Here is a 24,355-nt window from a genome sequence, read left to right as displayed (position 1 = left end):
GCGCCGATGGGACGGTACGTCGTCCGGCGCCTGCTCCAGATGGTCCCGGTGTTCATCGGGTCGACACTGCTGATCTTCCTCATGGTGAACGTGATGGGCGACCCCATCGCGGGACTGTGCGGGGACCGGCAGTGCGACCCGGCGACCGCCGCCCAGCTCCGCAAGGAGTTCGGCCTCGACAAGCCCGTGACCCAGCAATACCTGACCTACATGGGCAACGTCTTCACCGGTGACTTCGGGACCGCCTTCAACGGGCAGGAGGTCACCGAGCTGATGTCGACGGCCTTCCCGGTCACCATCCGGCTGACCGTCGTGGCCATCCTGTTCGAGATCGTCATCGGCATCACCCTGGGCGTCGTCACCGGCCTGCGCCGCGGCCGGCCCGTCGACACCGGGGTGCTGCTGGGCACCCTCGTGGTGATCTCCGTCCCCACCTTCGTCACCGGTCTGCTGCTCCAGCTGCTGCTCGGGGTGAAGTGGGGCTGGATCAAACCGTCCGTCTCCCCGGACGCCCCCTTCGACGAGCTGATCCTGCCCGGGCTGGTCCTCGCCTCCGTCTCCCTGGCCTACGTCACCCGCCTGACCCGCACCTCCATCGCGGAGAACCGGCGGTCCGACTACGTCCGTACGGCCGTCGCCAAGGGACTGCCCAGGCGCCGGGTGATCACCAAGCACCTGCTGCGCAACTCGCTCATCCCGGTGGTCACCTTCATCGGCACCGACATCGGCGCCCTGATGGGCGGCGCGATCGTCACCGAGCGGATCTTCAACATCCACGGCGTCGGCTACCAGCTCTACCAGGGCATCCTCCGGCAGAACACCCAGACGGTGGTCGGCTTCGTGACCGTCCTCGTCCTCGTCTTCCTGGTCGCCAACCTGCTCGTCGACCTCCTCTACGCCGTACTCGACCCGAGGATCCGCTATGCCTGAGCCTCATGAACCCGAGGGCGCCATCGCCGGCACCGGCATGGGCGGCGCGATGGACCTCGCCGCGAGCGAGGCGACCAGCCTGGAGAAGACCGCCGGCGGCCCCGAGAGCACCGGCCCCCAGGACAAGCCCCGCTCCCTGTGGTCCGACGCCTGGCGGGACCTACGCCGCAACCCGGTCTTCATCCTCTCGGGCCTGGTCATCCTCTTCCTGGTCTTCATCTCCCTGTGGCCCTCGGCGATCGCCTCCGGCTCCCCCCTCAAGTGCGACCTCTCCAAGGCCCAGCAGGGCTCCCAGCCCGGCCACCCCTTCGGCTACGACGGCCAGGGCTGCGACGTCTACACGCGCACGGTCTACGGCGCCCGTACGTCCGTCACGGTCGGCGTCTGCGCCACGCTCGGCGTCGCGCTCCTGGGCAGCGTCCTCGGCGGGCTCGCCGGGTTCTTCGGCGGCGTCTGGGACTCCATCCTGTCCCGGATCACCGACATCTTCTTCGCGATCCCGGTCGTCCTCGGCGGCCTGGTGCTGCTGTCGGTCGTCACCAGCAACACCGTCTGGCCGGTCATCGGGTTCATGGTGCTGCTGGGCTGGCCGCAGATCTCCCGTATCGCCCGCGGCTCGGTCATCACCGTCAAGCAGAACGACTTCGTGCAGGCCGCCCGGGCGCTCGGCGCCTCCAACTCCCGGATGCTGCTGCGGCACATCGCGCCCAACGCGGTCGCGCCGGTGATCGTCGTGGCGACCATCGCGCTCGGCACCTACATCGCGCTGGAGGCGACCCTGTCGTACCTCGGCGTCGGCCTGAAGCCGCCGAGCGTCTCCTGGGGAATCGACATCTCCGCGGCCTCCCCGTACATCCGCAACGCCCCGCACGCCCTGCTGTGGCCCTCGGGCGCCCTGGCGATCACCGTCCTGGCCTTCATCATGCTCGGCGACGCGGTCCGCGACGCCCTCGACCCGAAGCTGAGGTGAGTCGTGCTCCTCGAAGTGCGCGATCTGCACGTGGAGTTCCGGACCAGGGACGGGGTCGCCAAGGCGGTCAACGGGGTCACCTACTCGGTGGACGCCGGGGAGACGCTCGCCGTGCTCGGTGAGTCGGGCTCGGGCAAGTCGGTGACGGCCCAGGCGGTGATGGGCATCCTCGACATGCCGCCCGGGCGGATCACCTCGGGCGAGATCCTCTTCCAGGGCCGGGACCTGCTGAAGCTCAAGGAGGAGGAGCGGCGCAAGGTCCGCGGCGCCGAGATGGCGATGATCTTCCAGGACGCGCTGTCCTCCCTGAACCCCGTGCTCACCGTGGGCGACCAGCTCGGCGAGATGTTCACCGTGCACCGGGGCATGTCGAAGAAGGACGCGCGGGCCAAGGCCGTCGAGCTGATGGACCGCGTCCGCATCCCGGCGGCCAAGGAACGGGTCAGGCAGTACCCGCACCAGTTCTCCGGCGGTATGCGCCAGCGCATCATGATCGCGATGGCGCTGGCCCTGGAGCCCGCCCTGATCATCGCCGACGAGCCGACCACCGCCCTCGACGTCACCGTCCAGGCCCAGGTCATGGATCTGCTCGCGGAGTTGCAGCGCGAGTACAACATGGGCCTGATCCTCATCACCCACGACCTCGGCGTCGTCGCGGACGTGGCGGACCGGATCGCGGTGATGTACGCGGGCCGGATCGTGGAACAGGCCCCCGTGCACGACATCTACAAGGCGCCCGCCCACCCCTACACCCGCGGCCTGCTCGACTCGATCCCGCGCCTGGACCAGAAGGGCCAGGAGCTCTACGCCATCAAGGGCCTGCCGCCGAACCTGATGCACATCCCGCCCGGCTGTGCCTTCCACCCGCGCTGTCCCATGGCCCAGGACGTCTGCCGCACCGACGAACCGCCGCTCTACGAGGTGTCCGAAGAGCGGGGCAGCGCCTGCCACTTCTGGAGGGAGTGCCTGCATGGCTGAGCCGATTCTTCAGGTCAGCGGGCTGGTCAAGCACTACCCGCTCACCACGGGCATCCTCTTCAAGAAGCAGGTCGGCGCGGTCAAGGCCGTGGACGGGGTGGACTTCGAGCTGGAGCAGGGCGAGACCCTCGGCATCGTGGGCGAGTCGGGCTGCGGCAAGTCGACGGTGGCCAAGATGCTGGTCAACCTGGAGAGACCGACGGCCGGTTCGATCAAGTACAAGGGCGAGGACATCACCAAGCTGTCCGGCAAGGCCCTGAAGTCCGTACGCCGCAACATCCAGATGGTGTTCCAGGACCCGTACACCTCGCTCAACCCCCGCATGACGGTCGGCGACATCATCGGCGAGCCCTACGACATCCACCCCGAGGTGGCCCCGAAGGGCGACCGCCGCAAGCGCGTCCAGGACCTGCTGGACGTCGTCGGCCTCAACCCCGAGTACATCAACCGCTATCCGCACCAGTTCTCCGGCGGCCAGCGCCAACGCATCGGCATCGCCCGCGGGTTGGCCCTGCGCCCGGAGATCATCGTCGCCGACGAGCCGGTGTCGGCGCTGGACGTCTCCGTCCAGGCCCAGGTCATCAACCTCCTGGACCGCCTCCAGAACGACTTCGACCTCTCCTACGTCTTCATCGCCCACGACCTGTCGATCGTCCGTCACATCTCCGACCGGGTCGGGGTGATGTACCTCGGCCGCATCGTGGAGATCGGCAAGGACGCCGAGATCTACGACCACCCCACGCACCCCTACACCCAGGCGCTGCTCTCCGCGGTCCCCGTGCCGGACCCGGAGGCCCGTGAGCACCGCGAGCGGATCATCCTGGCGGGCGACGTCCCCTCGCCGACGAACATCCCCTCCGGCTGCCGCTTCCGCACCCGCTGCTGGAAGGCCCAGGAGCGCTGCGCCCTGGAGGTGCCGCTGCTCGCGGTCCCGCCGCACCTACGGCCCCTGGAGGGCCCGGCGGCCCACGACTCGGCCTGCCACTTCGCCGAGGAGAAGCAGGTGGTGCCGGTGGAGGGGGGTTCCGACGGGGAGGCATAACTGTTCAAAAAGGGACGAAGTGCGTTAACAAGCAGGCAACTTCACTGAAGCGGTACCGATATACGGACGCGTCAGTCTGAACAGCGTACGGCCGTGCGGGTGCCGTAAACGGACCGGGGCGCGCCATGTCGCCCCGGTCCGTTGCCGTGTCACTCGGCTTGGGCCAGGCCCAACGACCGCTTCAGGAAGTCCACCTGGAGCAGCAGCAGGTTCTCCGCCACCTGTTCCTGCGGGGTCATGTGGGTCACCCCGGACAGCGGCAGCACCTCGTGCGGGCGGCCGGCGGCCAGCAGGGCGGAGGACAGCCGCAGGGCGTGCGCGAAGACCACGTTGTCGTCGGCCGTGCCGTGGACGATCATCAGCGGGCGGTGCGGGGCGGCGGGATCGGACAGACCCGCGTCCGTCACCAGGGAGCTCCTCGCGTACGACTCCGGATGCGCGGCCGGGTCGCCCAGGTACCGCTCGGTGTAGTGGGTGTCGTACAGCCGCCAGTCCGTCACCGGCGCCCCCGCGATGCCCGCGTGGAAGACGTCCGGGCGGCGCAGTACCGCGAGGGCCGCCAGCCAGCCGCCGTAGGACCAGCCGCGGATCGCCACCCGGCTCAGGTCGAGGGGGTGGGTCTCGGCGAGGGAGTGCAGCGCGTCGATCTGGTCGTCGAGGCAGACGGTGAGGTCGTGGTGGATCTCCTTCTCCCAGGCGGGGGAGCGGCCCGGGGTGCCCCGGCCGTCGGCGACGAGCACCGCGAAGCCCTGGTCGGCGAACCACTGCGAGGTGAGGTGCGCGTTGTGCGCCGCCACCACGCGCGGCCCGTGCGGACCGCCGTAGGGGTCCATGAGCACCGGCAGTGAGGTGTCACCCTGGTAGTCCCTCGGCATAAGCAGGGCGCACGGGACACGGCGTGCGCCCCCCTGGGTGAGCGTCACGCGCGGGGTCATACCGGGATCTTCGGCGTACGAGGTGACGGTCGCCGTCGGCTTCCCGTCGCGCAGCACCCGTACCCGCGCCCCCGGCCGGTCGAGCGCCGCCGAGACCAGCACGGTCACGCCCCCGGCGCGCACCGCCGAGTGCACGCCCGGCTCCTGCGACACGCGCTCCACGCCCAGCTCGTTGACCCGGTACACGTGCACCTCGCCCGTCTCCGGATCGCCCGCCGCCTCCCCGGCCGACGCCGAGACGAGGACGTCGTCGGCGGAGACGTCCAGCACCGCGCGCAGGTGCAACTGCGGCCCGGTCAGCGGCCGTTCCCCCACCGCGAGCACCCGCGCGCCGCCCTCGTCCGCGATCCGCACGAGCTGCCCGGAAGGGCTCCAGCACGGCACGCCAGGGAAAAGTTCCAGCCAAGTTGGATCTTCGTCCGCGTGCACCATCCGGGTCGCCCCGGACTCGGCGTCCACCGCCAGGAACAGCTGGCTGCGCTGGTCGCGCGCCTGTACGAGCAGCAGCGGGGCCCCCGCCGCTGACCAGTGCACATGCGCCAGATAGGGATAGCGCGCGCGGTCCCACACCACCTCCGTGCGCCCCCCGTCGAGGGTCAGCACGAACAGCCGTACGTCCGCGTTGGCGGTCCCCGCCGCCGGATACGCGACCCGCTGCGGCTCGCGCTCCGGGTGGGCCGGGTCGGAGATCCACCAGCGGCTCACCGGCGTGTCGTCCACCCGCGCCACCAGCAGCCGGTCCGACTCCGGACCCCACCAGAAACCCCGTGAGCGCCCCATCTCCTCGGCCGCGACGAACTCCGCCACGCCGTAGGAGACGTGCTCCGACTCCGGCTCGGCCAGCGCCCGTTCCCCCTCGCCCTCGGCGCCCACGACGCGCAGGGCGCCCTGGGCGACGTAGGCCACCAGGCGTCCGTCGGGGGAGGGGCGCGGGTCGATCACCGGTCCCGGGACCGGGAGTTCACGTGCCGTGCCGGCCGGCAGCTCCGCCACGAAAAGCCGCCCTGACAAGGCGAAAGACGCCAGCTCCACGGCCGCGTCGGTGGCGTACCCGACGATGCCGGACCCGCCCTCGCGGCTGCGCTCGCGGCGGGCCCGCTCCTGGGGCGACAGCCGCTCCTCCCCGCCGCCCAGAAGGGCGCGTGGATCCGCCGCCACGCGCTCCCGGCCGTCCGCCGGATCGAGTACCCACAGGGAGTTCGCCCGGTCCGTGCCGGACGTGGAGCGCAGGAACGCGACACGCGAACCATCGGGCGCCACGGCGAACGCGCGCGGCGCGCCGAGCGTGAACCGCTGGGTGCGGGCGTGCCGTCGGGGGAAGGAGTCGGACCTCGTCGTCATGCTCCGACCATATTGGCCATGCGCCCCCTTGTGCGGCCGTGCGCCGATCGATGCGCGCGTACGGATAGTTATGATCACTAGCGCATAGTGGGTATGAACCTGCTGGCTGCTGTGTGGATTTATCTGCCCCCTTGGTTCCGTAGTTCCGTACCGGTCCGACCCCCACGTCCCTGGGTTCTTTGGAGGTGAGCCGCCGTGGCACTCTCGATTTCGGCGGTGGTGCTGCTGGCGATCATCGTCTTCCTGCTGATCAAGAAGTCGGGCCTGAAGGGCGGGCATGCGGTCGTCTGCATCCTGCTCGGCTTCTATCTGGCCTCCTCCACCATGGCCCCCACGATCAGCGACCTGACCACGAGCGTGGCCAGCATGATCGGCAGCATCAAGTTCTGACGCCACCCGTAGGGTGGGCCCCATGACGGAACTGCCCTCGCGGCGTCTGCTGCTGGTGCACGCGCACCCGGACGACGAGTCGATCAACAACGGCGCGACCATGGCCGCCTACGCGGCCCGGGGCGCCCACGTGACCCTGGTCACCTGCACCCTCGGTGAGCGCGGCGAGGTCATCCCGCCCGACCTCGCGCACCTGTCCGGCCCGGCCCTCGGCGAGTACCGCCTGGGCGAGCTGACCGCCGCGATGCGCGAGCTGGGCGTCGAGGACTTCCGTCTCCTCGGCGGCCCGGGCCGCTACCGCGACTCCGGGATGATGGGCCTGGCCGACAACGACGACCCCGACTGCTTCTGGCAGGCCGACGTCGACGAGGCCGCCGCCCTCCTCCTGGAGGTCATCCGCGAGGTGCGCCCCCAGGTGCTCGTCACCTACGACGAGAACGGCGGCTACGGCCACCCCGACCACATCCAGGCCCACCGCGTCGCCATGCGCGCGGTCGAGCTGGCCGCGGAGGCCGGGTGCCCGGTGGACAAGGTCTACTGGAACCGGGTGCCGCGCACCGTCGGCGAGGAGGCCTTCGCCCGGCTCGCGGACGCGCTGCCGGGGCTGCCCTTCGGCAAGGCGGGCGTGCTGGACGACGTACCCGGAGTGGTGGACGACGAGCGGATCACGACCGTCGTCGACGGCACGGCGTACGCGGGCGCCAAGGCGGCGGCGATGGCCGCGCACGCCACGCAGATCACGGTGTCCGGCGACTACTTCGTCCTCTCCAACGAACTCGCCCAGCCCGTCTTCACCACCGAGTACTACGAGTTGGTGCGCGGCGCACGGGACGGGGCACCGGAGACCGACCTGTTCGCGGGGATCGAGGACGCACGATGAACGCCGACCGCACCTCGATGCTCGCCCAGCCGATCCGCCTCCCCTCCGTCGCCCGCGCCGCCCTCCTGCTGGGCCTCTTCGTGCTCGGCGCGGTCGTCGGCGCGGCCGGCTCGCTGGTGCAGGCCGCCTGGTTCCCCGGCGGCCTGCTGCTCGCGCTCGCCGGTGAGGCCGGGCTCTGCCTGGGCGGGGCGCTCGCCCTCCGCTCCCGGGCCGGGTCCGTCGCCCCCGCCGGCGGCTGGCTGCTCGCCGTCATCCTGCTCACCGCCAGCCGCCCGGAAGGCGACTTCGTCTTCGCCTCGGGAGGCGGCTCGTACGTCTTCCTGCTCGGCGGTATGGCCGCGGCTGTGATGTGTGCCACCCTCGCGCCGACGAGGCAACCGGACGGCGCCCCGGTCCGACTTGGCAAGTGACGTACCACTTCTCCACTCCACGCAGGTGCGAGTCCCGTGTGGGTTTCCCCGGCGGTCGTGGGATACGGGCCAGAAGTGGCCAGTATGGTGGTGCGCGCCGCCGAGCCGCCCGAAGCAGCAGTGAGGTCGAACCGGGCGGCGGAGCCAACCGGGAGAACCTGCCTTGAGTCGTGAAACTGACAGTCCGTCCTCCGGGCCCAACGGGCGCGGCGGAGCCGCTTACCCTTCGGGCACGCCGCCGTACGGGACGCCCACGGCTCCCGACGGCGGTGCGGATGCGGGCCGTTCGGCCACGCGGCCGGAGGAACGCAAGACCGAGACCACGCTGACGACCCGGATCCGGATCAACATCCCCGGATCCCGGCCGATTCCGCCGGTCGTCGTGCGCACCCCCGTCGCGGGCGCCGAGGGCTCCGACGACACCGCCGAGACGCCCACCGCGGACACACCCGCCGCACCGGCCCCCGCCGTACCGGCAGCCGCAGCGTCCGCTCCTGCTCCGGCTCCGGCGGAGGAGAAGACGAGCGACTGGTTCGCACCCCGCAAGTCCTCGGCCCCCAAGCCCGATCAGAGCGGCGGCCAGAGCAACGGGGCCGGTCTGCCCGGCGGTTCGGGCCCGGCCGCGGGCGCGGACGCGGGTACGGCCGGGGCACCGCGCCCCGGCGGCGTGGTCGGCGGCATGAAGTCGCCGGGCGGCTCCCGTCCCGGCGGCACCAACGGCGCCGGGCTTCCGGGCGGCGCCACCGGCGGCCCCGTCGCGCCCGGACACGGCGGCGGCACCGGCTCCTTCGACGTCACCGAGGCGCTGGCCGCCGGCACCCGCTCCGGATCCACCACCGGCGAAACGCGCCGCGACGACCTGCCGTACTTCTCCGGCAACGGCGGATCCCAGAACGGCCGGAACACCCAGAACGGTCAGAACACCCAGAACGGCCAGGGTGGCTACGGCGGTCAGGGCGCCCCCGGCGGATTCAACGGCGTGGGCGGCCCCGGCCGGCCGGGCGGTCAGCAGGGCCCCGCAGGCCCGACGACCGGCCCGGTCACCGGAGACGGCCCGATCGTGCCGCCTGTCACCGGCGGCCCCGGCGGGACGGACGGCTTCGGTGGTCCGGGCGGTTCGGGCGGCATGGACGGCTTCGGTGGTCCGGGCGGTTCGCGCGGCGGGGAAGACTTCGGCGGTCCTGGCGGCCCCGGAGGTCCTGGCGCGTCTGGCGGCCCCGGCGCCCCCCACCGCCCCGGCGCCGCCAACCCCACCATGGCCCACGCCCCCGGCGGCGGCCTGAGTGACGACACCGCGATCCTCACGCCGCAGAAGCCCGCCCCCGAGCCGGGCAGCCCCGGCTACGGCAACCCCGCCGACAACGTCTCCGGGCACACCGTCACCAGCGGCATCCCGGTCGTGCCGCCCCACGCCCAGAACGTGCCGTTCGGGTCGGGCGGCCCCGGCGGACCGGCCGGACCAGGCGGACCGGGCGCGCACACCCCTCCGAAGCTGCCCGAGCCGGTCGCGCAGAACGTGCCCGCGGCCTCCGCGCCCAAGAAGAAAAAGGGCCGCGGCAAGCTGGGGCTGCTCACCGGCGGTGTGATCGTCCTGGCCGGTGGCGTCTACGGCGCCGGCCTGCTGATGAACCACTCCGACGTGCCCAAGGGCACCACCGTGCTCGGCGTCGACATCGGCGGCGGCACCCGCGACGCCGCGGTCAAGAAGCTCGACGCCGCCCTGGCCGACCGGGTGAACCAGGCGCTGAAGCTGTCGGTGGGCGGTGAGACCGTCACGCTCAAGCCGGACAAGGCGGGGCTGCAGTTCGACGCAGCGGCCACCGTCAGCCAGGCCGCGCAGAGCGACTACAACCCGGTCTCCGTGGTCGGCTCGCTCTTCGGGCAGCAGCGGGTCGTCGAGCCGGTCATGCCGGTCGACGAGGAGAAGCTGCAGGCCGCCCTGGAGAACGCCGCCGGCGGCTCCGGTTCGGTCACCGAGGGCACGATCAAGTTCGAGTCGGGCAAGGCCGTCCCCGTGTACGGCAAGCCCGGCAAGGGCATCGACGTGGCCTCCTCCGCCGATGCGGTCGAGCAGGCGTACCGCACCCAGGTGGAGACCGGCACGGCCGACCCGGTGCAGGTCGCGACCACGACCCAGCAGCCGAAGATCACCAAGGCCGAGGTCGACCGGATGATGAAGGAGTTCGCGACGCCCGCGATGTCGGCCAACGTCATCGTGCGCACGGACGCCACCCGCTTCATCGAGTTCAGCCCGGAGAACTCCCTGTGGAAGTTTCTCAGGGTGCAGGCCGTGGACGGCAAGCTCGTCGACAGCCCCGATCTCAACGCGCTCAAGGAGCTCTACGGCCAGACCTTCGACGGCGTGCTGATCACCCGCGGCAACGGAGAGAAGACGGCCGTCACGCCCCAGGACGTCTACGGCGCACTGCGCCAGGCCCTGATGAGCACGACCGACCGGGACGCCGTCATCGAGACGGACCCGAGCTGAGCGCTCCGCTGGGAGTGCCGTGATGTGCCGTCGTTCGGCCGCGGACTCGTCGTGGCCGGTCGCGCAGTTCCCCGCGCCCCTGCGGGGCGCGGGGAAGGCACCGCACGCAGACGCAGGGGCGCCCGGCCACCGCCGGGTGCCCCCGCGTCAGTTCAGCATGGCCCGAGCCGCCCGCGCCTGCCCCCGGATCCGCTCGGCCGCGGGCTCGTCGACCGCCGAGACCACGTCGGCGTACGCGTCGAGTTCGCGCGCGCCCTCGACGAAGTCACCCCGCTGGACGAGCAGCTGAGCACGCTCGTACCGCAACCGGGCCGCGTGCGAGGGCAGCAGCAACGACAACTCCACCGCCCACAGGGCGACATCCGTCCGCTCGGGCCGGGCCGCGGCCCACGCCCGGATGTTGTTCAGGATCCGCGAGACCACCTCGAGAGGCGCCGCGGGCACCAGCATCGACGGATGCAGGGCCGCCCCCGTGGCCCCCGCGACCAGCAGCTCCGCATCGGCCCCGCTGAGCACCCGCCCCCCGTCGAACGGGTCGACCAGCACCTGCTCCTCCGGCGGCCCGAAGCCGACCACGAAGTGCCCGGGCAGCGCGACCCCGCACACCGGGGCGCCCGCCCGCCGCGCCACCTCCATCCACACCACCGACAGCAGGATGGGCAGCCCGCGCCTGCGCCGCAGCACCTCGTGCAACAGCGAGGACTCCAGCCGCCGGTAGTCGCCGGGGGAGCCGTGGAAGCCCAACCGGTCGCCGAGCAGCTCGCGCAGCGCCACGGCCCACGAGCGCGGCCCGCCGGGCCGGAACGGCAGCAGTCCCGCCAGCCGGTCCAGCTCCATCTGGGCCGCGTCCATGCCCGCCTCGTCGAGGGTGCCGTCCGCCTCCGCTCCGGTCAGCAGGCACAGCGTCGCCAGGTCGGGCCGCTCGGAGCGCGCCTCCTCGGCGAACCGCCGTCGCAGTTCCGTCGAGCGTTCGGGGGGTGGGGGGTAGGGGGGACGCATAGCAGGCTCGTGCCCTCTCACGGCGATCGGTTACCGGCCGGAGCCGCAGCTCCCGGTTCGCGGTAGTGCTGGTACGCGTGGTGCGCCGAGAAGCCAAGACCGGCGTAGAGCGCCCGTGCGGCCGCGTTGTCCGCCTCGACCTGGAGCCAGGCCGCCGACGCGCCCTCGTCGAGCGCCCGCCGGGCCAGCGCCGCCATCACGGTGGTGGCCAGCCCCCGCCGCCGTAGCGCGGGATCCACCTCCACGGCGGCGAAGCCCACCCACCGCCCGTCCACGACGCACCGGCCGACGGCCGCGGGCGCGCCCTCGCCCTCACCGGGAACGGTCGCGAACCACACCGAAGCCCCGCTGCCCAGCACCTTCAGGGCCACCTCGCTCACCCCCTTGCGCTGGTAGCGCGCGAGCCACGCCTCGTCCGCCGACCGGGACAGCACGACACCGGCCGGCTCCTCCCGGTCGGCGAGCGGTGCGAGCGCCCCCGTCCACAGCTCGGCGGTCACCTCGCTCGTCCAGCCGCGCTTCTCCAACTCCGCGCAGAGGAGTTCCTGCGTGCCCTCGGCGCCGGTCGCGGTCTGGACGTAGGCGGGCAGGCCCCGTTCGGCGTACCAGCCGCGTACGACGGTCAGGGCCTCGTCCAGCGGCAGGCCCGGGTCGCCGAGCGGCAGCACCGAGTTGGCCCGCCGGGTGAACCCGGACGCGGCCCGCAGCTCCCACTCGCCGAGCCGCTCGCTCTCCACCGGCCGCCACGCGCGCGCGGCGACGCGCGCGAGCTCCGGGTAGGAGGCGGCGGGCCCGCGCCGACGGGCCGGAGCGGCGGGCACGACCTTCCCCGCGACCAGCGAGGATTCCGGAATCCGGACGGTCTCCCCGCTCTTCCGTGTGATCAGCAGCACACCGTCGTCCCAGGATGCGAGAACACCCACCGTGTCGGTGAACTTCTCGCCCGGCGGCGCAGGATCGTTCAGCCGCCGCACCGAGACCCGTTTGCCCACGTCAGCAACGGTGATACGGACCTCAAGGCGCCCCGTCGCAGAGATTTCCACAGGTCAGTTCACCCCTCCTGTTCGGATCATGCCCAAGAACGGAGATACTAGGGGCGGGCATCGACGACGCCGCGCTCCCGCGCGCCAGGCGGCGGAGCCTGTAGGAGGCCCGCCAGCGCCCTATCGAGGAGGAACGACAGCGTGACCTACGTCATCGCAGAGCCTTGTGTCGACGTCAAGGACAAGGCGTGCATCGAGGAGTGCCCGGTCGACTGCATCTACGAGGGCTCCCGGTCCTTGTACATCCACCCGGACGAATGCGTCGACTGCGGGGCCTGCGAGCCGGTCTGCCCGGTCGAGGCCATCTTCTACGAGGACGACGTGCCGGAGGAGTGGAAGGACTACTACAAGGCGAACGTCGAGTTCTTCGACGAGCTCGGCTCTCCCGGCGGCGCCAGCAAGCTGGGCCTGATCGAGCGCGACCACCCCTTCGTCGCCGCGCTCCCGCCGCAGGCCGAGTAACCACGCAAGCGGCCCGCACAGCTGTGCCGCCTCGGTCCCGTACGGCCCGACCGACCCCGGTCGCCGTACGGGACCGAGGCGTTTGCCTTACGTACGTTCCCCGACGTGCGAGAAAGTGAGCCAGAACCCGTGTCCGCAGTCTCCGACCGCCCTCCCGTCGCCCGCCGCCACCCTTCCAAGGAGTCGCTTCGCGACCGCCTCCCGATGTTCCCCTGGGACAAGCTGGCGCCCTACAAGGCGACGGCCGCGGCCCACCCGGGCGGCATTGTCGACCTGTCCGTCGGGACGCCGGTCGATCCGGTCCCCGAGCTGATCCAGAAAGCGCTGATCGCCGCGGCGGACTCCCCGGGCTACCCGACCGTCTGGGGCACGCCCGAGCTGCGCGACGCGATCACCGGCTGGGTGGAGCGCCGCCTGGGCGCCCGCGGGATGACCCACCGGCACGTCCTGCCGATCGTCGGTTCCAAGGAACTGGTCGCCTGGCTCCCCACCCAGCTGGGCCTCGGCCCCGGCGACCGCGTCGCCCACCCGCGCCAGGCCTACCCGACCTACGAGGTGGGTGCCCGGCTCGCCCGAGCCGAGTACGAGGTCTACGACGACCCGACCGAACTGGACCCCAACGGCCTGAAGCTGCTCTGGCTCAACTCCCCGTCGAACCCCACGGGCCGGGTGCTGAGCAAGGCGGAACTCACCCGAATCGTGGCCTGGGCCCGCGAGCACGGCGTCCTGCTCTTCTCCGACGAGTGCTACCTGGAGCTGGGCTGGGAGGCCGACCCCGTCTCGGTCCTGCACCCGGACGTCAACGGCGGCTCCTACGACGGCATCGTGGCCGTCCACTCCCTCTCCAAGCGCTCCAACCTGGCCGGCTACCGCGCCGCCTTCCTGGCGGGCGACCCGGCGGTCCTCGGCCCGCTGCTGGAGATCCGCAAGCACGGCGGCATGATGCTCCCGGCCCCGACCCAGGCGGCCATGATCGCCGCCCTCGGCGACGACGACCACGTCCACGTCCAGCGCGAGCGCTACGCCGCCCGCCGCGAGGCGCTCCGCACCGCACTCCTGAGCCACGGCTTCCGTATCGAGCACAGCGAGGCCAGCCTCTACCTCTGGGCCACCCGCGACGAGTCCTGCTGGGACACCGTCGCCCACCTGGCCGCCCTCGGCATCCTGGTCGCCCCCGGCGACTTCTACGGCGAGGCCGGCGAGAAGTACGTACGCGTGGCCTTCACGGCAACGGACGAACGGGTGAGGGCTGCGGTGGAGAGGCTGGCGTAGGGGGCGTACTGCCGGTACCGGTACCGCTGTGGGCAATCGTTCCGCAGGGCGGAACGGGTGGGCTCAGCCTGCAGCGCCGGGCAACCGATCACGAAACGGCGACGGGACCCAGGGGGCACCATGCACCCAGGGTCCCGTCATCCGTTCGAGCCGCGCAGCGACGCGCAGGGATCAGCCGCCCAGCGGAAGCTGCTTCACCGGCAGTGAGTCCGCCCCGGGCAGCCCGCCCTTGGTCAGGGACTCCGTCGGCAGGCCGCCCTTCGTCGCGGTCGTCGCCGTGTCGCCGACGATGTCACCGGCCGACCCGGCCGCCTCGCCCGCGGTCTTCTGCGCGGCGGGGGTCGCCTTCTTGACGGCCTTGCCGCTGGTCTTGCCGGCGGCCGGCACCGACTTCTCGACCGCCTTGCTGCCGGTCTCGCCCGCGAGTCCGGTGACGTTCTGCGCCGCGCCGTCGACCGTGTTGCCGACGCTGGTCCCGTCCAGGGCGGTCAGCCCGCCCAGGTTCGGGGTGGCCGGCAGGTCGGGGGCCGCACTGGCGGAGCCGGCCGCACCGACCCCGGCAGCCGCTCCCGCAGCGACGAGCAGCGCGGCACGGGCGATCCGGCGGGTCAGGGGGAGGGTCATGATGCTCCTTCGACGGGTTCGTCTGGTGAGAACGATGGTGTGTCCGGCCGGACTTGATCTCCGGCCTCGGACGCAGTGACTACCGCTCGAAGTCCGCGAAGGTTGCGGCGAAGTAACGTAAAGAGTTGGTAATGCGTCGCATTATCGGCTGTGGATAAAAACGGGCAAAGAGTGCCCGGTCGGAAAGTCCGCAGAATCCATGCAGCCCTTTGTTCCCAAGGGATTCGGCGGATTCGGGGGTGACCGTCCGAAATCCTGCGCACCCCGCCGTCGGCCGCGGCCCCGGCTAATTCTCCCGGGGGACCGCCCGCACTACTGCACGGTCACGATCCGAACCGATCCGGTGTCCTTCTCCGCCCCCGCGGCGCCCTTGGAGGTGCTCGCGCGCCACTGGTTGTCCGTGCGCCCGGCTATCCACTCGCGTCCCGCGTACGACACCCGCTCGATCCGCAGCGCGGAGGCGTTGGCCACCGCCCAGTGCGCCAGTTGCCAGCCGCGCTGCGGCAGCGTGCGCCCGGCGGCCGCGGTCTCCTCGGCCACCGGCAGCATGACGACCTGCTCGTCCCCGTCGTCGGAGGCGCTCGCGGACGGCGCGGACGACGCCTCGCCCACCTGCGCGCCGGCCGGCTCCAGCACATCGCGTCCGAAGTCCCGTACGAGCGCCGCCCGCACCGACTCCGCGCCCGCCGCCGTGCCCGCCCCCGGGCGTCCCTCGCAGGTCAGCGTGGCCGCGGACCGGCCGGTCAGGGCGGCCGCCAGCAGCGCGGCGTCCGGCTCGTGCTTGGCGTAGGCGTCCGGGAAGGCACTGCGCTGCACCCGCTGCGCGGCGACGGTCAGCGGAAGGCGGGTGTAGTCGGGAACCTTGACGAGATGGTCGTAGAACATGCCCGCCGAGTACGACGGGTCCATGATCTCCCGCTCCGTGCCCCAGCCCTGCGACGGCCGCTGCTGGAACAGGCCCAGCGAGTCCCGGTCGCCGTAGTCGATGTTGCGCAGCGTCGATTCCTGCAGGGCCGTGGCGAGCGCGATCGTCACCGCCCGCTTGGGCAGGTTCCGCCCGGTGCCGACGGCGGCGATGGTCGCCGCGTTCACGGCCTGCTCCGGGGTGAACTCGTACGTCGCCCCGTCGCCGTCGCCCGAGACGACCCGGCAGCCGGGACCGCCCCTGCCGCCGGCGACGTACTGCACCACGAGGTATCCCGCGAGGGCGAGCAGGACCACGAAGGCCGCCCCGAGACGGAACAGGCGGCCGCGACGCTTGACGGAGGATGACGGCTCTGGCACGCGTACAAGGTACTGGAGAGTAGGCGCGGGCAGGAGGCCGATGCGGAAGGTGGGCGGCGGGGCCGGGCGTTAGGGTCGGGGCCATGGCCGATACCCCGCTTGACCTCACGCTGGACGCCGCGCGGCTGACCGCGCAGCTCGTCGACTTCCCCTCGGAGAGCGGCACCGAGAAGCCCCTCGCGGACGCCGTCGAGAGCGCCCTGCGCGCCCTGCCGCACCTGACGGTCGACCGGTACGGCAACAACGTCGTCGCCCGGACGAACCTGGGCCGTGCGGAGCGGGTCGTGCTGGCCGGCCACATCGACACCGTCCCGATCGCGGACAACGTCCCCTCCCGGCTCGACGAGCACGGCGTCCTGTGGGGCTGCGGCACCTGCGACATGAAGTCCGGCGTCGCGGTCCAGCTCCGCATCGCTGCGACCGTCCCCGCCCCCAACCGCGACCTCACCTTCGTCTTCTACGACAACGAAGAGGTCGCCGCCGAACTGAACGGCCTCAAGCACGTCGCCGAGGCCCGCCCGGAGTGGCTGGAGGGCGACTTCGCGGTGCTGCTGGAACCGTCCGACGGCCAGGTGGAGGGCGGCTGCCAGGGCACGCTGCGGGTCCTGCTGAAGACCAAGGGCGAGCGGGCCCACTCCGCGCGCGGCTGGATGGGCTCCAACGCGATCCACGCGGCGGCACCGATCCTGGCCCGCCTGGCGTCGTACGAGCCGCGCTGGCCCGTGATCGACGGCCTGGAGTACCGCGAGGGCCTCAACGCGGTCCGCATCGGCGGCGGCGTGGCCGGCAACGTCATCCCCGACGAGTGCGTCGTCGCGGTCAACTTCCGCTACGCCCCGGACCGTACGGAGGAGGAGGCGCTGGCGCACGTCCGCGAGGTCTTCGCGGACTGCGGGGTCGAGGAGTTCGTGGTGGACGACCACAGCCCCGGCGCGCTGCCCGGCCTCTCCCACCCGGCCGCCGCGGCCTTCATCGAGGCGGTCGGCGGCACCCCGATGCCCAAGTACGGCTGGACGGACGTGTCCCGCTTCTCGGCCCTCGGCATCCCGGCGGTCAACTACGGCCCCGGCAACCCGCACTTGGCGCACAAGCGCGACGAACGCGTGGACACGGCGAAGATCCTGGCCGGTGAGGAGCGCCTGCGGGCCTGGCTGACCGCCTGAACCCCGAAGCTGCGGGACGGCGCTTCATGGCGGACATGCCCAGGTCCCCCCTCCGTAACCAGCGTAGATCTACGCTGAGGTGGAAACACGGCTAGCGGAGGGAGCGCACATGGCTACCGACAACCCCGAGGGGACGCAGCAGCCACCGTCGGAGCAGCGTCTGGGACCGGTCGTCCGCAGGCGGGGCCAGATGACGGCGAGCACGACCGACCAGCGGCTGCTGGACGAGCGCGCCCCCACGGACTGGGTCCACACCGACCCGTGGCGGGTCCTGCGCATCCAGTCGGAGTTCATCGAGGGCTTCGGCACGCTCGCCGAACTCCCGCCCGCCATCAGCGTGTTCGGCTCGGCGCGTACTCCGGCGGGCTCACCGGAGTACGAGGCGGGCGTGCGGCTCGGCCGGGGGCTGGTCGAAGCCGGCTTCGCGGTGATCACGGGCGGCGGGCCCGGCGCCATGGAAGCCGCCAACAAGGGCGCCTGCGAGGCCAACGGCATCTCGGTCGGCCTCGGCATCGAGCTCCCCTTCGAACAGGGCCTCAACCCCTACGTCGACATCGGGCTGAACTTCCGCTACTTCTTCGTCCGCAAGATGATGTTCGTGAAGTACGCCCAGGGCTTCGTCGTCCTGCCCGGCGGCCTGGGCACCCTCGACGAACTCTTCGAGGCCCTCACCCTGGTCCAGACCCAGAAAGTCACCCGCTTCCCCATCGTCCTCTTCGGCAGCGACTACTGGGGCGGCCTGGTCGACTGGCTCCGCAACACCCTCGTAGCCCAGGGCAAGGCCTCGGAGAAGGACCTCCTCCTGTTCCACGTAACAGACGACGTCGACGAGGCGGTAGCACTGGTCTCGAAGGAGGCGGGCAGGTAACCCCGGCCAACCACAGCCCGTCCGGCGCTTGAGGACGAGGCGGCAGCCCAGGGTGCCCTTGTCGGCGCCGGTCGGTGCATCCAGCCCGTCCGGCGTTTGAGGACGAGGCCGTTCAGGCCGAAGCGGGGGTCTGGGGGCGCAGCCCCCAGGGACGGGACGGGTAGGGGCGGCGGGGGCGAAAGGGCCCTACGCCAGCCCCCGCCGGGCCACCGCAGGCGCACGATGCCCCGCGATCGACGCCACCATCTCCAGCACCTGCCGCGTCTCCGCAACCTCGTGCACCCGATACACCTGCGCCCCCAACCACGCCGACACCGCAGTCGTGGCCAGCGTCCCCACCACCCGCTCCTTCACCGGCTTGTCCAACGTCTCCCCGACAAAGTCCTTGTTGGACAGCGACACCAGCACCGGCCACCCCGTGTCGACCATCTCCCCCAACCGCCGAGTCGCCTCCAGACTGTGCCGCGTGTTCTTCCCGAAGTCATGCCCGGGATCGATCATCACCGACTCCCGCGGCACCCCCAACGCCACCGCCCGCTCGGCCAGCCCCAACGTCACCCGCAGAATGTCCGCCATGACGTCGTCGTACGTCACCCGATGCGGCCGCGTACGAGGCTCCGCACCCCCCGCATGCGTACACACCAGCCCGGCCCCGTACCGCGCGGCGACCTCCGCGAGCCGCGGATCCACCCCGCCCCACGCGTCGTTCAGCACATCCGCACCGGCCTCGCAGACCGCCTCGCCGACCTCGGCCCGCCACGTGTCCACGCTGATCACGACGTCGGGGAACCGCCGCCGCACCTCCGCCACGAACCCGACCGTCCGCCGCGCCTCCTCCTCGGCGGTCACCTCCTCGCCGGGCCCGGCCTTGACCCCGCCGATGTCGACGACGGCCGCTCCCTCCGCCACCGCCTGCTCCACGCGCGCGAGGGCGGGCTCGTCCCGGAAGGTCGCTCCCTGGTCGTAGAAGGAGTCCGGGGTCCGGTTCACGATCGCCATGATCACCGGCTCGTGCGTGTCGAACTCACGCCTGCCCAGCCTGAGCATCCCCTGAACCTCTCCCGTACGTCCTGACCGTCGGCCGCCTGATCGCCGGCTTCCTCATCGTCGGCCGCCTGCTCATCGGCCGTCTGCGACCCTAACTGTCGGACTCGCATGGCACGATCGGACCCTGACACATTCGACCGCACACATGCACCGACCGTGGGGACCTCAGCGATGGTTATGTTCTTGTTCCTGGTCGTGGCGCTCGCCGTCGTGGTCGCCGCGGTGACCCTCGCGGTGGTGGGCGGCGGCGAGGGCGGCGGCCCGCTGCCCGAGGCCGCCCCCGAGCGCCTCCAGGACCCGCTGCCGTACGACCGGCCGGTCAGCCGCGCCGACATCGAGAGCCTGCGCTTCCCGCTCGCCGCCCGCGGCTACCGCATGGCGGACGTCGACGACGCCCTCAGCCGCCTCGGCGCGGAACTCGCCGAGCGCGACGCCCGCATCGCCGACCTGGAGTCCGCGCTGGCCGGAGCCCGTACCACCGCCCAGGTCCCCATGGACAAGCCGGCACCGGAGGACCAGCAGTGAGCGACGGTACGGCGGTCGCGGGCCCGGACGGCAGACCGCGCTGCCCCTGGGCCCTGTCCACCGCGGACTACGTGACGTACCACGACGAGGAGTGGGGCCGCCCGGTCCACGGCGACGACGCCCTCTTCGAGCGCCTCAGCCTGGAGGCGTTCCAGTCCGGCCTGTCCTGGATCACCATCCTGCGCCGCCGCCCCGGCTTCCGTACCGCCTTCGCCGACTTCAGGATCGAGAAGGTGGCGGCCTTCACGGACGAGGACCGCGAACGCCTCCTCGCCGACCCGGGCATCATCCGCAACCGGGCCAAGATCGACGCCACGCTCGCCAACGCACGCGTGCTGGCCGACTGGGCCGAGGGCGACCTGGACACCCTGATCTGGTCCCACGCCCCCGACCCGCGCCCGGCCCCGAAGACCCTCGCCGACGTCCCCGCGATCACCCCGGAGTCGACGGCCCTGTCCAAGGCCCTGAAGAAGCGGGGCCTGAGATTCGTGGGCCCGACCACGGCGTACGCCCTGATGCAGGCGTGCGGCCTGGTGGACGACCACTTGGAGACGTGCGTAGCGAGAAGCGGGGCCCTTTAGGGGCGCACTGGATCTCTAGCGACCCAAGTACGTCGGCTTCTCCTTGTTCACGAAGGCCCGCACGGCGATCGCATGGTCCTCGGACGCCCCCGCCCGGGTCTGCAGCTCGTCCTCCTTCTCCAGCGTCTCGGCCAGGGAGTGCGTGGCCCCGTAGGCCACGGCCTCCTTGATCGCCGCGTATGCCACCGTCGGCCCCTCGGCCAGCGCCCGGGCCACCTTCTCGGCCTCGGCCCGCAGCTCACCCGCGGGCACCACCCGGTTGGCGATCCCCAGCTCCAGGGCCTCCTGCGCCTTGATGTTGCGCGGGAAGAGCAGCAGATCGGCGGCCCGCCCGGGCCCGACCACCCGCGGCAGCGTCCAGGAGATCCCCGAGTCCGCGGTCAGCGCGACCCCGGCGAACGACGTGTTGAAGGCGGCCGAGTCGGCCACGACCCGGTAGTCCGCGGCCAGCGCGAAACCGAACCCGGCCCCCGCCGCGACACCGTTCACCCCGGCCACCACCGGCTTGCTCATCTCCGTCAGGGCCCTGGCGATCGGGTTGTAGTGCTCCTTCACCGTGCTCATCACCTGGCCGGAGCCCTCGGCCAGCAGCCCGATGTGCTCCTTCAGGTCCTGCCCCACGCAGAAGGCCCGCTCCCCGGCCGCGGTCAGCAGCACGGCCCGTACGGCGTCGTCCGCGCCCGCCGCGGTCACCGCCTCCCGCAGGGCGACCTTCGTCTCGATGTTCAGCGCGTTCATCGCCTCGGGGCGGTTCAGCGTGATCGTCGCGAGTCCGTCGCTCACCTCGTAGAGCACGGTGTCTGCCATGGTGTGTCCCCTCCGGTGTCGCGGCTCAGTCCGGTGTCTGGCTCGTCTCTGAGGACAGCATGGCGGAGATCGCCGGAAGCGGACGTGTGACCTGCGTCAAAGAAATCCGGGCGGTTTCCGTTCGGCGGACAAGCGCGCGGTGGCGCAGTATCGCAGTCACATCGCCGAATTGAGTGGTTTTGCTCGCGCGCGTTGCCCAAGCGATGCCGACCGATGTTGGTCATCGGGTCCTGAGATGCGGGATAATGGCTTGGAAGCAATGTGTTCGATGCCGGTGTCGCGTGTCCTTCCCGGATCACGCGTGCCCTCCCAGGGGCCGTCGGCTTTGACGATGAGCTGGTTTCAGGAAGGGGAACGAGCATGGCGGCCATGAAGCCGCGGACGGGCGATGGCCCGCTCGAGGTGACCAAGGAGGGGCGGGGCATCGTCATGCGCGTTCCGCTCGAAGGCGGCGGTCGGCTCGTCGTCGAGCTGACCCCTGACGAGGCCGACGCGCTCGGCGACGCCCTCAAGAAGGTCGTCGGCTGACGCGGAACGCGACCCTACCCTTTCAGCTGCCCCGGCACCGCACGCGGTGCCGGGGCGGTTGTTTTCTTCAGTACTTGTCGTCCAGTACTTGTCGTCGGTACGTGTTCTTCAGCGCTTGACCGCGCACAGCAGCCCGTCGCCCACCGGCAGCAGCGAGGGCACCAGGTCGGGGCTCTCCCGTACCCCGCGCAGCAGCTCGCGCAGCCGCAGGACCTCCGTGGGCTGCGGGCCCGAGTCCACCGTCCGGCCGTTGGCGAAGACGCCCTCGAAGACCACGAGGCCACCCGGACGCAGCAGGCGCAACGATTCAGCTAGGTATTCAAGGAACTCCAGCCGGTCACCGTCGCAGAAGACGAGGTCGTAGCCGGAGTCCGCGAGCCGGGGCAGGACGTCCAGGGCACGGCCGGGGATGAACCGGGCCCGGTTGCTGGCGAAGCCGGAGGCTCGGAAGGCCTGCCGGGCGAACTGCTGGTGCTCCGGCTCCGGATCCACCGTGGTCAGTACTCCGTCCGGCCGCATGCCGTGCAGCAGATGGATGCCGGAGACGCCGGTCCCGGTGCCGATCTCCGCGACCGCCTTGGCGTCCACGGTGGCGGCGAGCAAGCGCAGCGCGGCGCCCGTACCGGGCGACACCGAGCGCAGCCCTGCCTCACGGGCCCGGTCGCGGGCCCAGCGCAGCGCTTCGTCCTCGGCGACATAGGCGTCGGCGAACGCCCAGCTCGTCTGCCGGTTGCCGGTAATGGCCCTCTCCTGTCCCCATGGTTGCCTGGGCGTGACTGTATCCGCTGCGGCCGGGAACCCGCAGATGGGACCGGGCGTTTGAAGGGGTGGGAGACGACAGGGGGGACACGGTTGGATCACGACGAGGGGCGAGAGCCGCGGCAAGTGCTGACGCAGTCGCACCAGCCGTATCAGCCCAGATCAAATTCTCGTAAAACCGCTTATCCGGAGCTAACGGGCGAGGTGGCTATGGTAGGGGCTCCACTGGACACCACCAGAGCCGACAGGGGAGGTGCGGCTGCGCCTGTGGATCGGGGAGGAGTGCTGCGGCGCTTTCTCGGATCGGCAGGTAGGCCGAAATCCGTGAACGACACCGCTGCTGACCCCAGCCACGCCAACGACTGCACCCAGACCGCGACCTTCTCCACCGACGCGGACGTGCAGGCGTGGACTCCGCCCACGTGGGAGGAGATCGTCAGCACGCACAGTGGCCGCGTCTACCGTCTGGCCTACCGCCTCACCGGCAATCAGCACGACGCCGAGGACCTCACCCAGGAGGTCTTCGTCCGCGTCTTCCGCTCGCTGTCCACGTACACGCCGGGCACCTTCGAGGGCTGGCTGCACCGCATCACGACCAACCTCTTCCTGGACATGGTCCGCCGCAAGCAGCGCATCCGTTTCGACGCCCTCGGCGAGGACGCCGCGGAGCGCCTGCCCAGCCGCGAGCCGTCGCCCCAGCAGGTCTTCAACGACGCGCACTTCGACGCGGACGTCCAGCAGGCCCTCGACACCCTCGCGCCCGAGTTCCGCGCCGCCGTCGTCCTGTGCGACATCGAAGGCCTGTCCTACGAGGAGATCGCCGCGACCCTGGGCGTCAAGCTCGGCACCGTCCGGTCCCGTATCCACCGCGGCCGCTCGCAGCTGCGCAAGGCGCTCGCGCACCGCTCGCCCGAGGCCCGAGCCGAGCGCCGGTCCTTCGTGGCACGCGTGCCCGCGCTGGGGGGAGGGGGCGCGACCGCGTGAGTGGATCACGGCCTGGCCCCGGCGAGCGACGCCTCGCCGAGCAGCATCTGGGAGACCGACTCTCCGCCCTGGTGGACGGGGAGCTCGGTCATGAGTCGCGCGAGCGGGTCCTCGCCCACCTGGCCACCTGCGCCAGGTGCAAGGCCGAGGCCGACGCCCAGCGCCGACTGAAGAACGTCTTCGCGGAGGCGGCCCCGCCGCCCCCCTCCGAGAGCTTCCTGGCCCGGCTCCAGGGACTCCCCGCGGGAGGTGACCCGGACAGCGGTGGCCCGCCGCTGGGCGGGGGGCCGTTCGGCGGGCTGTCCGAGCGGCCCGGCACCACCGGGGTCTTCGGAGTGAAGCGGGGCGAGCGGTTCGAGTTCGACTACGTCCCCTCGCGCGCTCATGCCCCCGCGCTCGCGGACCCCGCACCGAGCGGCTTCCGCATTCACTCCGTCGGCCGTCAGGACGCCGAGCGGTCGACCTCGCGCGGGCTGCGGTTCACGCTCGTCGCCGCCGGAGCGGTGTCGCTGGCCGCGATCGCGCTCGGCGGTGTCACCACCGGGGTGCCCACGGACGCGGAGGCCCGTGGCGGTTCCGGTTCCGGGAGCAATGTGACGCCGGTGCGCTCGCCGGGCGCCGGTGCCTCGACGGCCCCCGACAGCCAGCGCCGCCGCGGTACCACACCGCTGCTGGCACAGGGCCAGCGGGCCCTCGGCGAAGCCCCGGTGGCCTCGACCGCGGTCTCCGCGCCGCTGCTGCCGGGCGTACCGGGACCGGCCCAGGACCATGCGTCCGGCACCTCGCTCACCACGCCCGTCGTGGCCGGTGCGGCCGCCATGTCCCCCCTGATACGCCCGCTCAGCGCCGCCCCGCCGCTCACCCTCACGTCCTGGCACACCGCTCCGGAGATCACCACCCCCGGCCTCCTCGCCGCACCCGTCCCCGACGCCACCTCCTCTCCTTCCACCACCGCTCGCTGACCCGGCCTCTGCGCGACGGCCCACGAACCTGGTTGAATCCAGGGTGGGCCGCGCTCACGGCAGGCAGCCGGGCGCGGTGGCGG

General features: G+C 71.8%; 25 protein-coding genes. 17 read left to right on the top strand and 8 right to left on the bottom strand.

Translation table 11 applies throughout. The annotated features are described in order from the left end of the window. Positions 1 to 6: 6 nt before the first annotated feature. From ICC28_RS32240 to ICC28_RS32225, 4 genes are read left to right on the top strand one after another with little or no spacing between them, the layout of a single operon-like run. Positions 7 to 930 carry an ABC transporter permease gene (locus tag ICC28_RS32240; protein ID WP_188292322.1) on the top strand — a complete coding sequence of 308 codons (924 nt, stop codon included), beginning with the start codon at positions 7 to 9 and terminating at the stop codon, positions 928 to 930. Continuing rightward, positions 923 to 1,900, top strand: a complete 978-nt coding sequence (locus ICC28_RS32235) for an ABC transporter permease (protein WP_188292321.1) — start codon at positions 923 to 925, stop codon at positions 1,898 to 1,900. The genes ICC28_RS32240 and ICC28_RS32235 overlap by 8 nt, the downstream gene beginning before the upstream one ends. A gap of 3 nt (positions 1,901 to 1,903) precedes the next feature. Beyond that, positions 1,904 to 2,878, top strand: coding sequence for an ABC transporter ATP-binding protein (locus tag ICC28_RS32230; protein ID WP_188292320.1), 975 nt, complete (start codon positions 1,904 to 1,906; stop codon positions 2,876 to 2,878). Beyond that, the gene (locus tag ICC28_RS32225; RefSeq protein WP_188292319.1) at positions 2,871 to 3,920 is read left to right on the top strand and encodes an ABC transporter ATP-binding protein; all 1,050 of its coding nucleotides are present in this window, start codon (positions 2,871 to 2,873) and stop codon (positions 3,918 to 3,920) included. Before ICC28_RS32230 ends, ICC28_RS32225 begins: the two co-directional genes overlap by 8 nt. Positions 3,921 to 4,069: 149 nt before the next feature. Here ICC28_RS32225 and ICC28_RS32220 read toward each other — a convergent pair whose 3' ends face one another. After that, on the bottom strand, positions 4,070 to 6,196 hold the full coding sequence (locus ICC28_RS32220; RefSeq protein WP_188292318.1) for a S9 family peptidase: 2,127 nt from the start codon (positions 6,194 to 6,196) through the stop codon (positions 4,070 to 4,072). A gap of 195 nt (positions 6,197 to 6,391) precedes the next feature. On the opposite strand from ICC28_RS32220, the gene ICC28_RS32215 reads away from it, so the two are divergent. The 4 genes from ICC28_RS32215 to ICC28_RS32200 all read left to right on the top strand — a co-directional run bounded on the left by ICC28_RS32215 (position 6,392) and on the right by ICC28_RS32200 (position 10,364). Then, the gene (locus ICC28_RS32215; RefSeq protein ID WP_186280602.1) at positions 6,392 to 6,586 is read left to right on the top strand and encodes a hypothetical protein; all 195 of its coding nucleotides are present in this window, start codon (positions 6,392 to 6,394) and stop codon (positions 6,584 to 6,586) included. Positions 6,587 to 6,608: 22 nt separating this feature from the next. Continuing rightward, positions 6,609 to 7,466 (top strand): N-acetyl-1-D-myo-inositol-2-amino-2-deoxy-alpha-D-glucopyranoside deacetylase, encoded by an 858-nt coding sequence (gene mshB, locus ICC28_RS32210; protein WP_188292317.1) that lies wholly within the window; start codon positions 6,609 to 6,611, stop codon positions 7,464 to 7,466. Next, positions 7,463 to 7,876, top strand: coding sequence for a DUF6113 family protein (locus ICC28_RS32205; RefSeq protein ID WP_188292316.1), 414 nt, complete (start codon positions 7,463 to 7,465; stop codon positions 7,874 to 7,876). Before mshB ends, ICC28_RS32205 begins: the two co-directional genes overlap by 4 nt. A 163-nt stretch (positions 7,877 to 8,039) precedes the next feature. Continuing rightward, positions 8,040 to 10,364, top strand: a complete 2,325-nt coding sequence (locus ICC28_RS32200) for a hypothetical protein (RefSeq protein ID WP_188292315.1) — start codon at positions 8,040 to 8,042, stop codon at positions 10,362 to 10,364. 147 nt (positions 10,365 to 10,511) lie between these two features. Here the strand turns inward: ICC28_RS32200 and ICC28_RS32195 are convergent, their stop codons facing one another. Together ICC28_RS32195 and ICC28_RS32190 are read right to left on the bottom strand one after the other, a co-directional pair. Continuing rightward, on the bottom strand, positions 10,512 to 11,363 hold the full coding sequence (locus ICC28_RS32195; RefSeq protein ID WP_188292314.1) for a transglutaminase-like domain-containing protein: 852 nt from the start codon (positions 11,361 to 11,363) through the stop codon (positions 10,512 to 10,514). A gap of 17 nt (positions 11,364 to 11,380) precedes the next feature. After that, positions 11,381 to 12,406, bottom strand: a complete 1,026-nt coding sequence (locus tag ICC28_RS32190) for a GNAT family N-acetyltransferase (protein WP_188292313.1) — start codon at positions 12,404 to 12,406, stop codon at positions 11,381 to 11,383. A 141-nt stretch (positions 12,407 to 12,547) separates the two neighbouring features. On the opposite strand from ICC28_RS32190, the gene fdxA reads away from it, so the two are divergent. Continuing rightward, complete coding sequence (fdxA, locus tag ICC28_RS32185; protein ID WP_188292312.1) at positions 12,548 to 12,868, top strand: ferredoxin; 321 nt, start codon at positions 12,548 to 12,550, stop codon at positions 12,866 to 12,868. Positions 12,869 to 13,072: 204 nt separating this feature from the next. Next, entirely contained in the window at positions 13,073 to 14,140 is a 1,068-nt protein-coding gene (locus ICC28_RS32180) for a bifunctional succinyldiaminopimelate transaminase/glutamate-prephenate aminotransferase (RefSeq protein ID WP_188292376.1), read from the top strand. Positions 14,141 to 14,311: 171 nt separating this feature from the next. On the opposite strand, the gene ICC28_RS32175 is transcribed toward ICC28_RS32180, so the two are convergent. Together ICC28_RS32175 and ICC28_RS32170 are read right to left on the bottom strand one after the other, a co-directional pair. Continuing rightward, positions 14,312 to 14,764 (bottom strand): ATP-binding protein, encoded by a 453-nt coding sequence (locus tag ICC28_RS32175; RefSeq protein WP_188292311.1) that lies wholly within the window; start codon positions 14,762 to 14,764, stop codon positions 14,312 to 14,314. A gap of 312 nt (positions 14,765 to 15,076) precedes the next feature. Next, entirely contained in the window at positions 15,077 to 16,048 is a 972-nt protein-coding gene (locus tag ICC28_RS32170) for a heavy metal transporter (protein ID WP_188292310.1), read from the bottom strand. An 83-nt stretch (positions 16,049 to 16,131) separates the two neighbouring features. Here ICC28_RS32170 and dapE point away from each other — a divergent pair, with 83 nt between their 5' ends. Further along, positions 16,132 to 17,211 (top strand): succinyl-diaminopimelate desuccinylase, encoded by a 1,080-nt coding sequence (gene dapE, locus ICC28_RS32165; protein WP_188292309.1) that lies wholly within the window; start codon positions 16,132 to 16,134, stop codon positions 17,209 to 17,211. A gap of 109 nt (positions 17,212 to 17,320) precedes the next feature. Beyond that, on the top strand, positions 17,321 to 18,079 hold the full coding sequence (locus tag ICC28_RS32160; protein ID WP_188292308.1) for a TIGR00730 family Rossman fold protein: 759 nt from the start codon (positions 17,321 to 17,323) through the stop codon (positions 18,077 to 18,079). 186 nt (positions 18,080 to 18,265) lie between these two features. Here the strand turns inward: ICC28_RS32160 and folP are convergent, their stop codons facing one another. Continuing rightward, positions 18,266 to 19,126 (bottom strand): dihydropteroate synthase, encoded by an 861-nt coding sequence (gene folP, locus ICC28_RS32155; RefSeq protein ID WP_188292307.1) that lies wholly within the window; start codon positions 19,124 to 19,126, stop codon positions 18,266 to 18,268. 177 nt (positions 19,127 to 19,303) lie between these two features. Between folP and ICC28_RS32150 the strand changes: the two genes are divergently transcribed. After that, positions 19,304 to 19,651: a DivIVA domain-containing protein gene (locus ICC28_RS32150; RefSeq protein WP_188292375.1), complete on the top strand. Its 348-nt coding sequence runs from the start codon at positions 19,304 to 19,306 to the stop codon at positions 19,649 to 19,651. Further along, complete coding sequence (locus tag ICC28_RS32145) at positions 19,648 to 20,232, top strand: DNA-3-methyladenine glycosylase I (protein WP_188292306.1); 585 nt, start codon at positions 19,648 to 19,650, stop codon at positions 20,230 to 20,232. The genes ICC28_RS32150 and ICC28_RS32145 overlap by 4 nt, the downstream gene beginning before the upstream one ends. Positions 20,233 to 20,247: 15 nt before the next feature. Here ICC28_RS32145 and ICC28_RS32140 read toward each other — a convergent pair whose 3' ends face one another. Then, a complete protein-coding gene (locus tag ICC28_RS32140; protein ID WP_188292305.1) occupies positions 20,248 to 21,039 on the bottom strand; it encodes an enoyl-CoA hydratase/isomerase family protein in 792 nt (263 codons plus the stop codon). Between the two features lie 360 nt (positions 21,040 to 21,399). Here ICC28_RS32140 and ICC28_RS32135 point away from each other — a divergent pair, with 360 nt between their 5' ends. Continuing rightward, on the top strand, positions 21,400 to 21,567 hold the full coding sequence (locus ICC28_RS32135; protein ID WP_003966491.1) for a DUF3117 domain-containing protein: 168 nt from the start codon (positions 21,400 to 21,402) through the stop codon (positions 21,565 to 21,567). Positions 21,568 to 21,675: 108 nt separating this feature from the next. On the opposite strand, the gene ICC28_RS32130 is transcribed toward ICC28_RS32135, so the two are convergent. After that, positions 21,676 to 22,374 carry an O-methyltransferase gene (locus tag ICC28_RS32130; RefSeq protein WP_282701906.1) on the bottom strand — a complete coding sequence of 233 codons (699 nt, stop codon included), beginning with the start codon at positions 22,372 to 22,374 and terminating at the stop codon, positions 21,676 to 21,678. A gap of 234 nt (positions 22,375 to 22,608) precedes the next feature. Here ICC28_RS32130 and sigE point away from each other — a divergent pair, with 234 nt between their 5' ends. Then, positions 22,609 to 23,310 carry an RNA polymerase sigma factor SigE gene (gene sigE / locus ICC28_RS32125; RefSeq protein WP_188292373.1) on the top strand — a complete coding sequence of 234 codons (702 nt, stop codon included), beginning with the start codon at positions 22,609 to 22,611 and terminating at the stop codon, positions 23,308 to 23,310. Further along, the gene (locus ICC28_RS32120; protein ID WP_188292304.1) at positions 23,307 to 24,272 is read left to right on the top strand and encodes an anti-sigma factor family protein; all 966 of its coding nucleotides are present in this window, start codon (positions 23,307 to 23,309) and stop codon (positions 24,270 to 24,272) included. Before sigE ends, ICC28_RS32120 begins: the two co-directional genes overlap by 4 nt. The last annotated feature ends 83 nt before the right edge of the window (positions 24,273 to 24,355 follow it).

Origin of the sequence: Streptomyces sp. TRM68416, assembly GCF_014596915.1 — a bacterium.
Taxonomy (GTDB): Bacteria; Actinomycetota; Actinomycetes; order Streptomycetales; family Streptomycetaceae; genus Streptomyces.
Note: the sequence above shows the minus strand (reverse complement) of the source record. Positions and strands in the feature narration are given on the sequence as shown.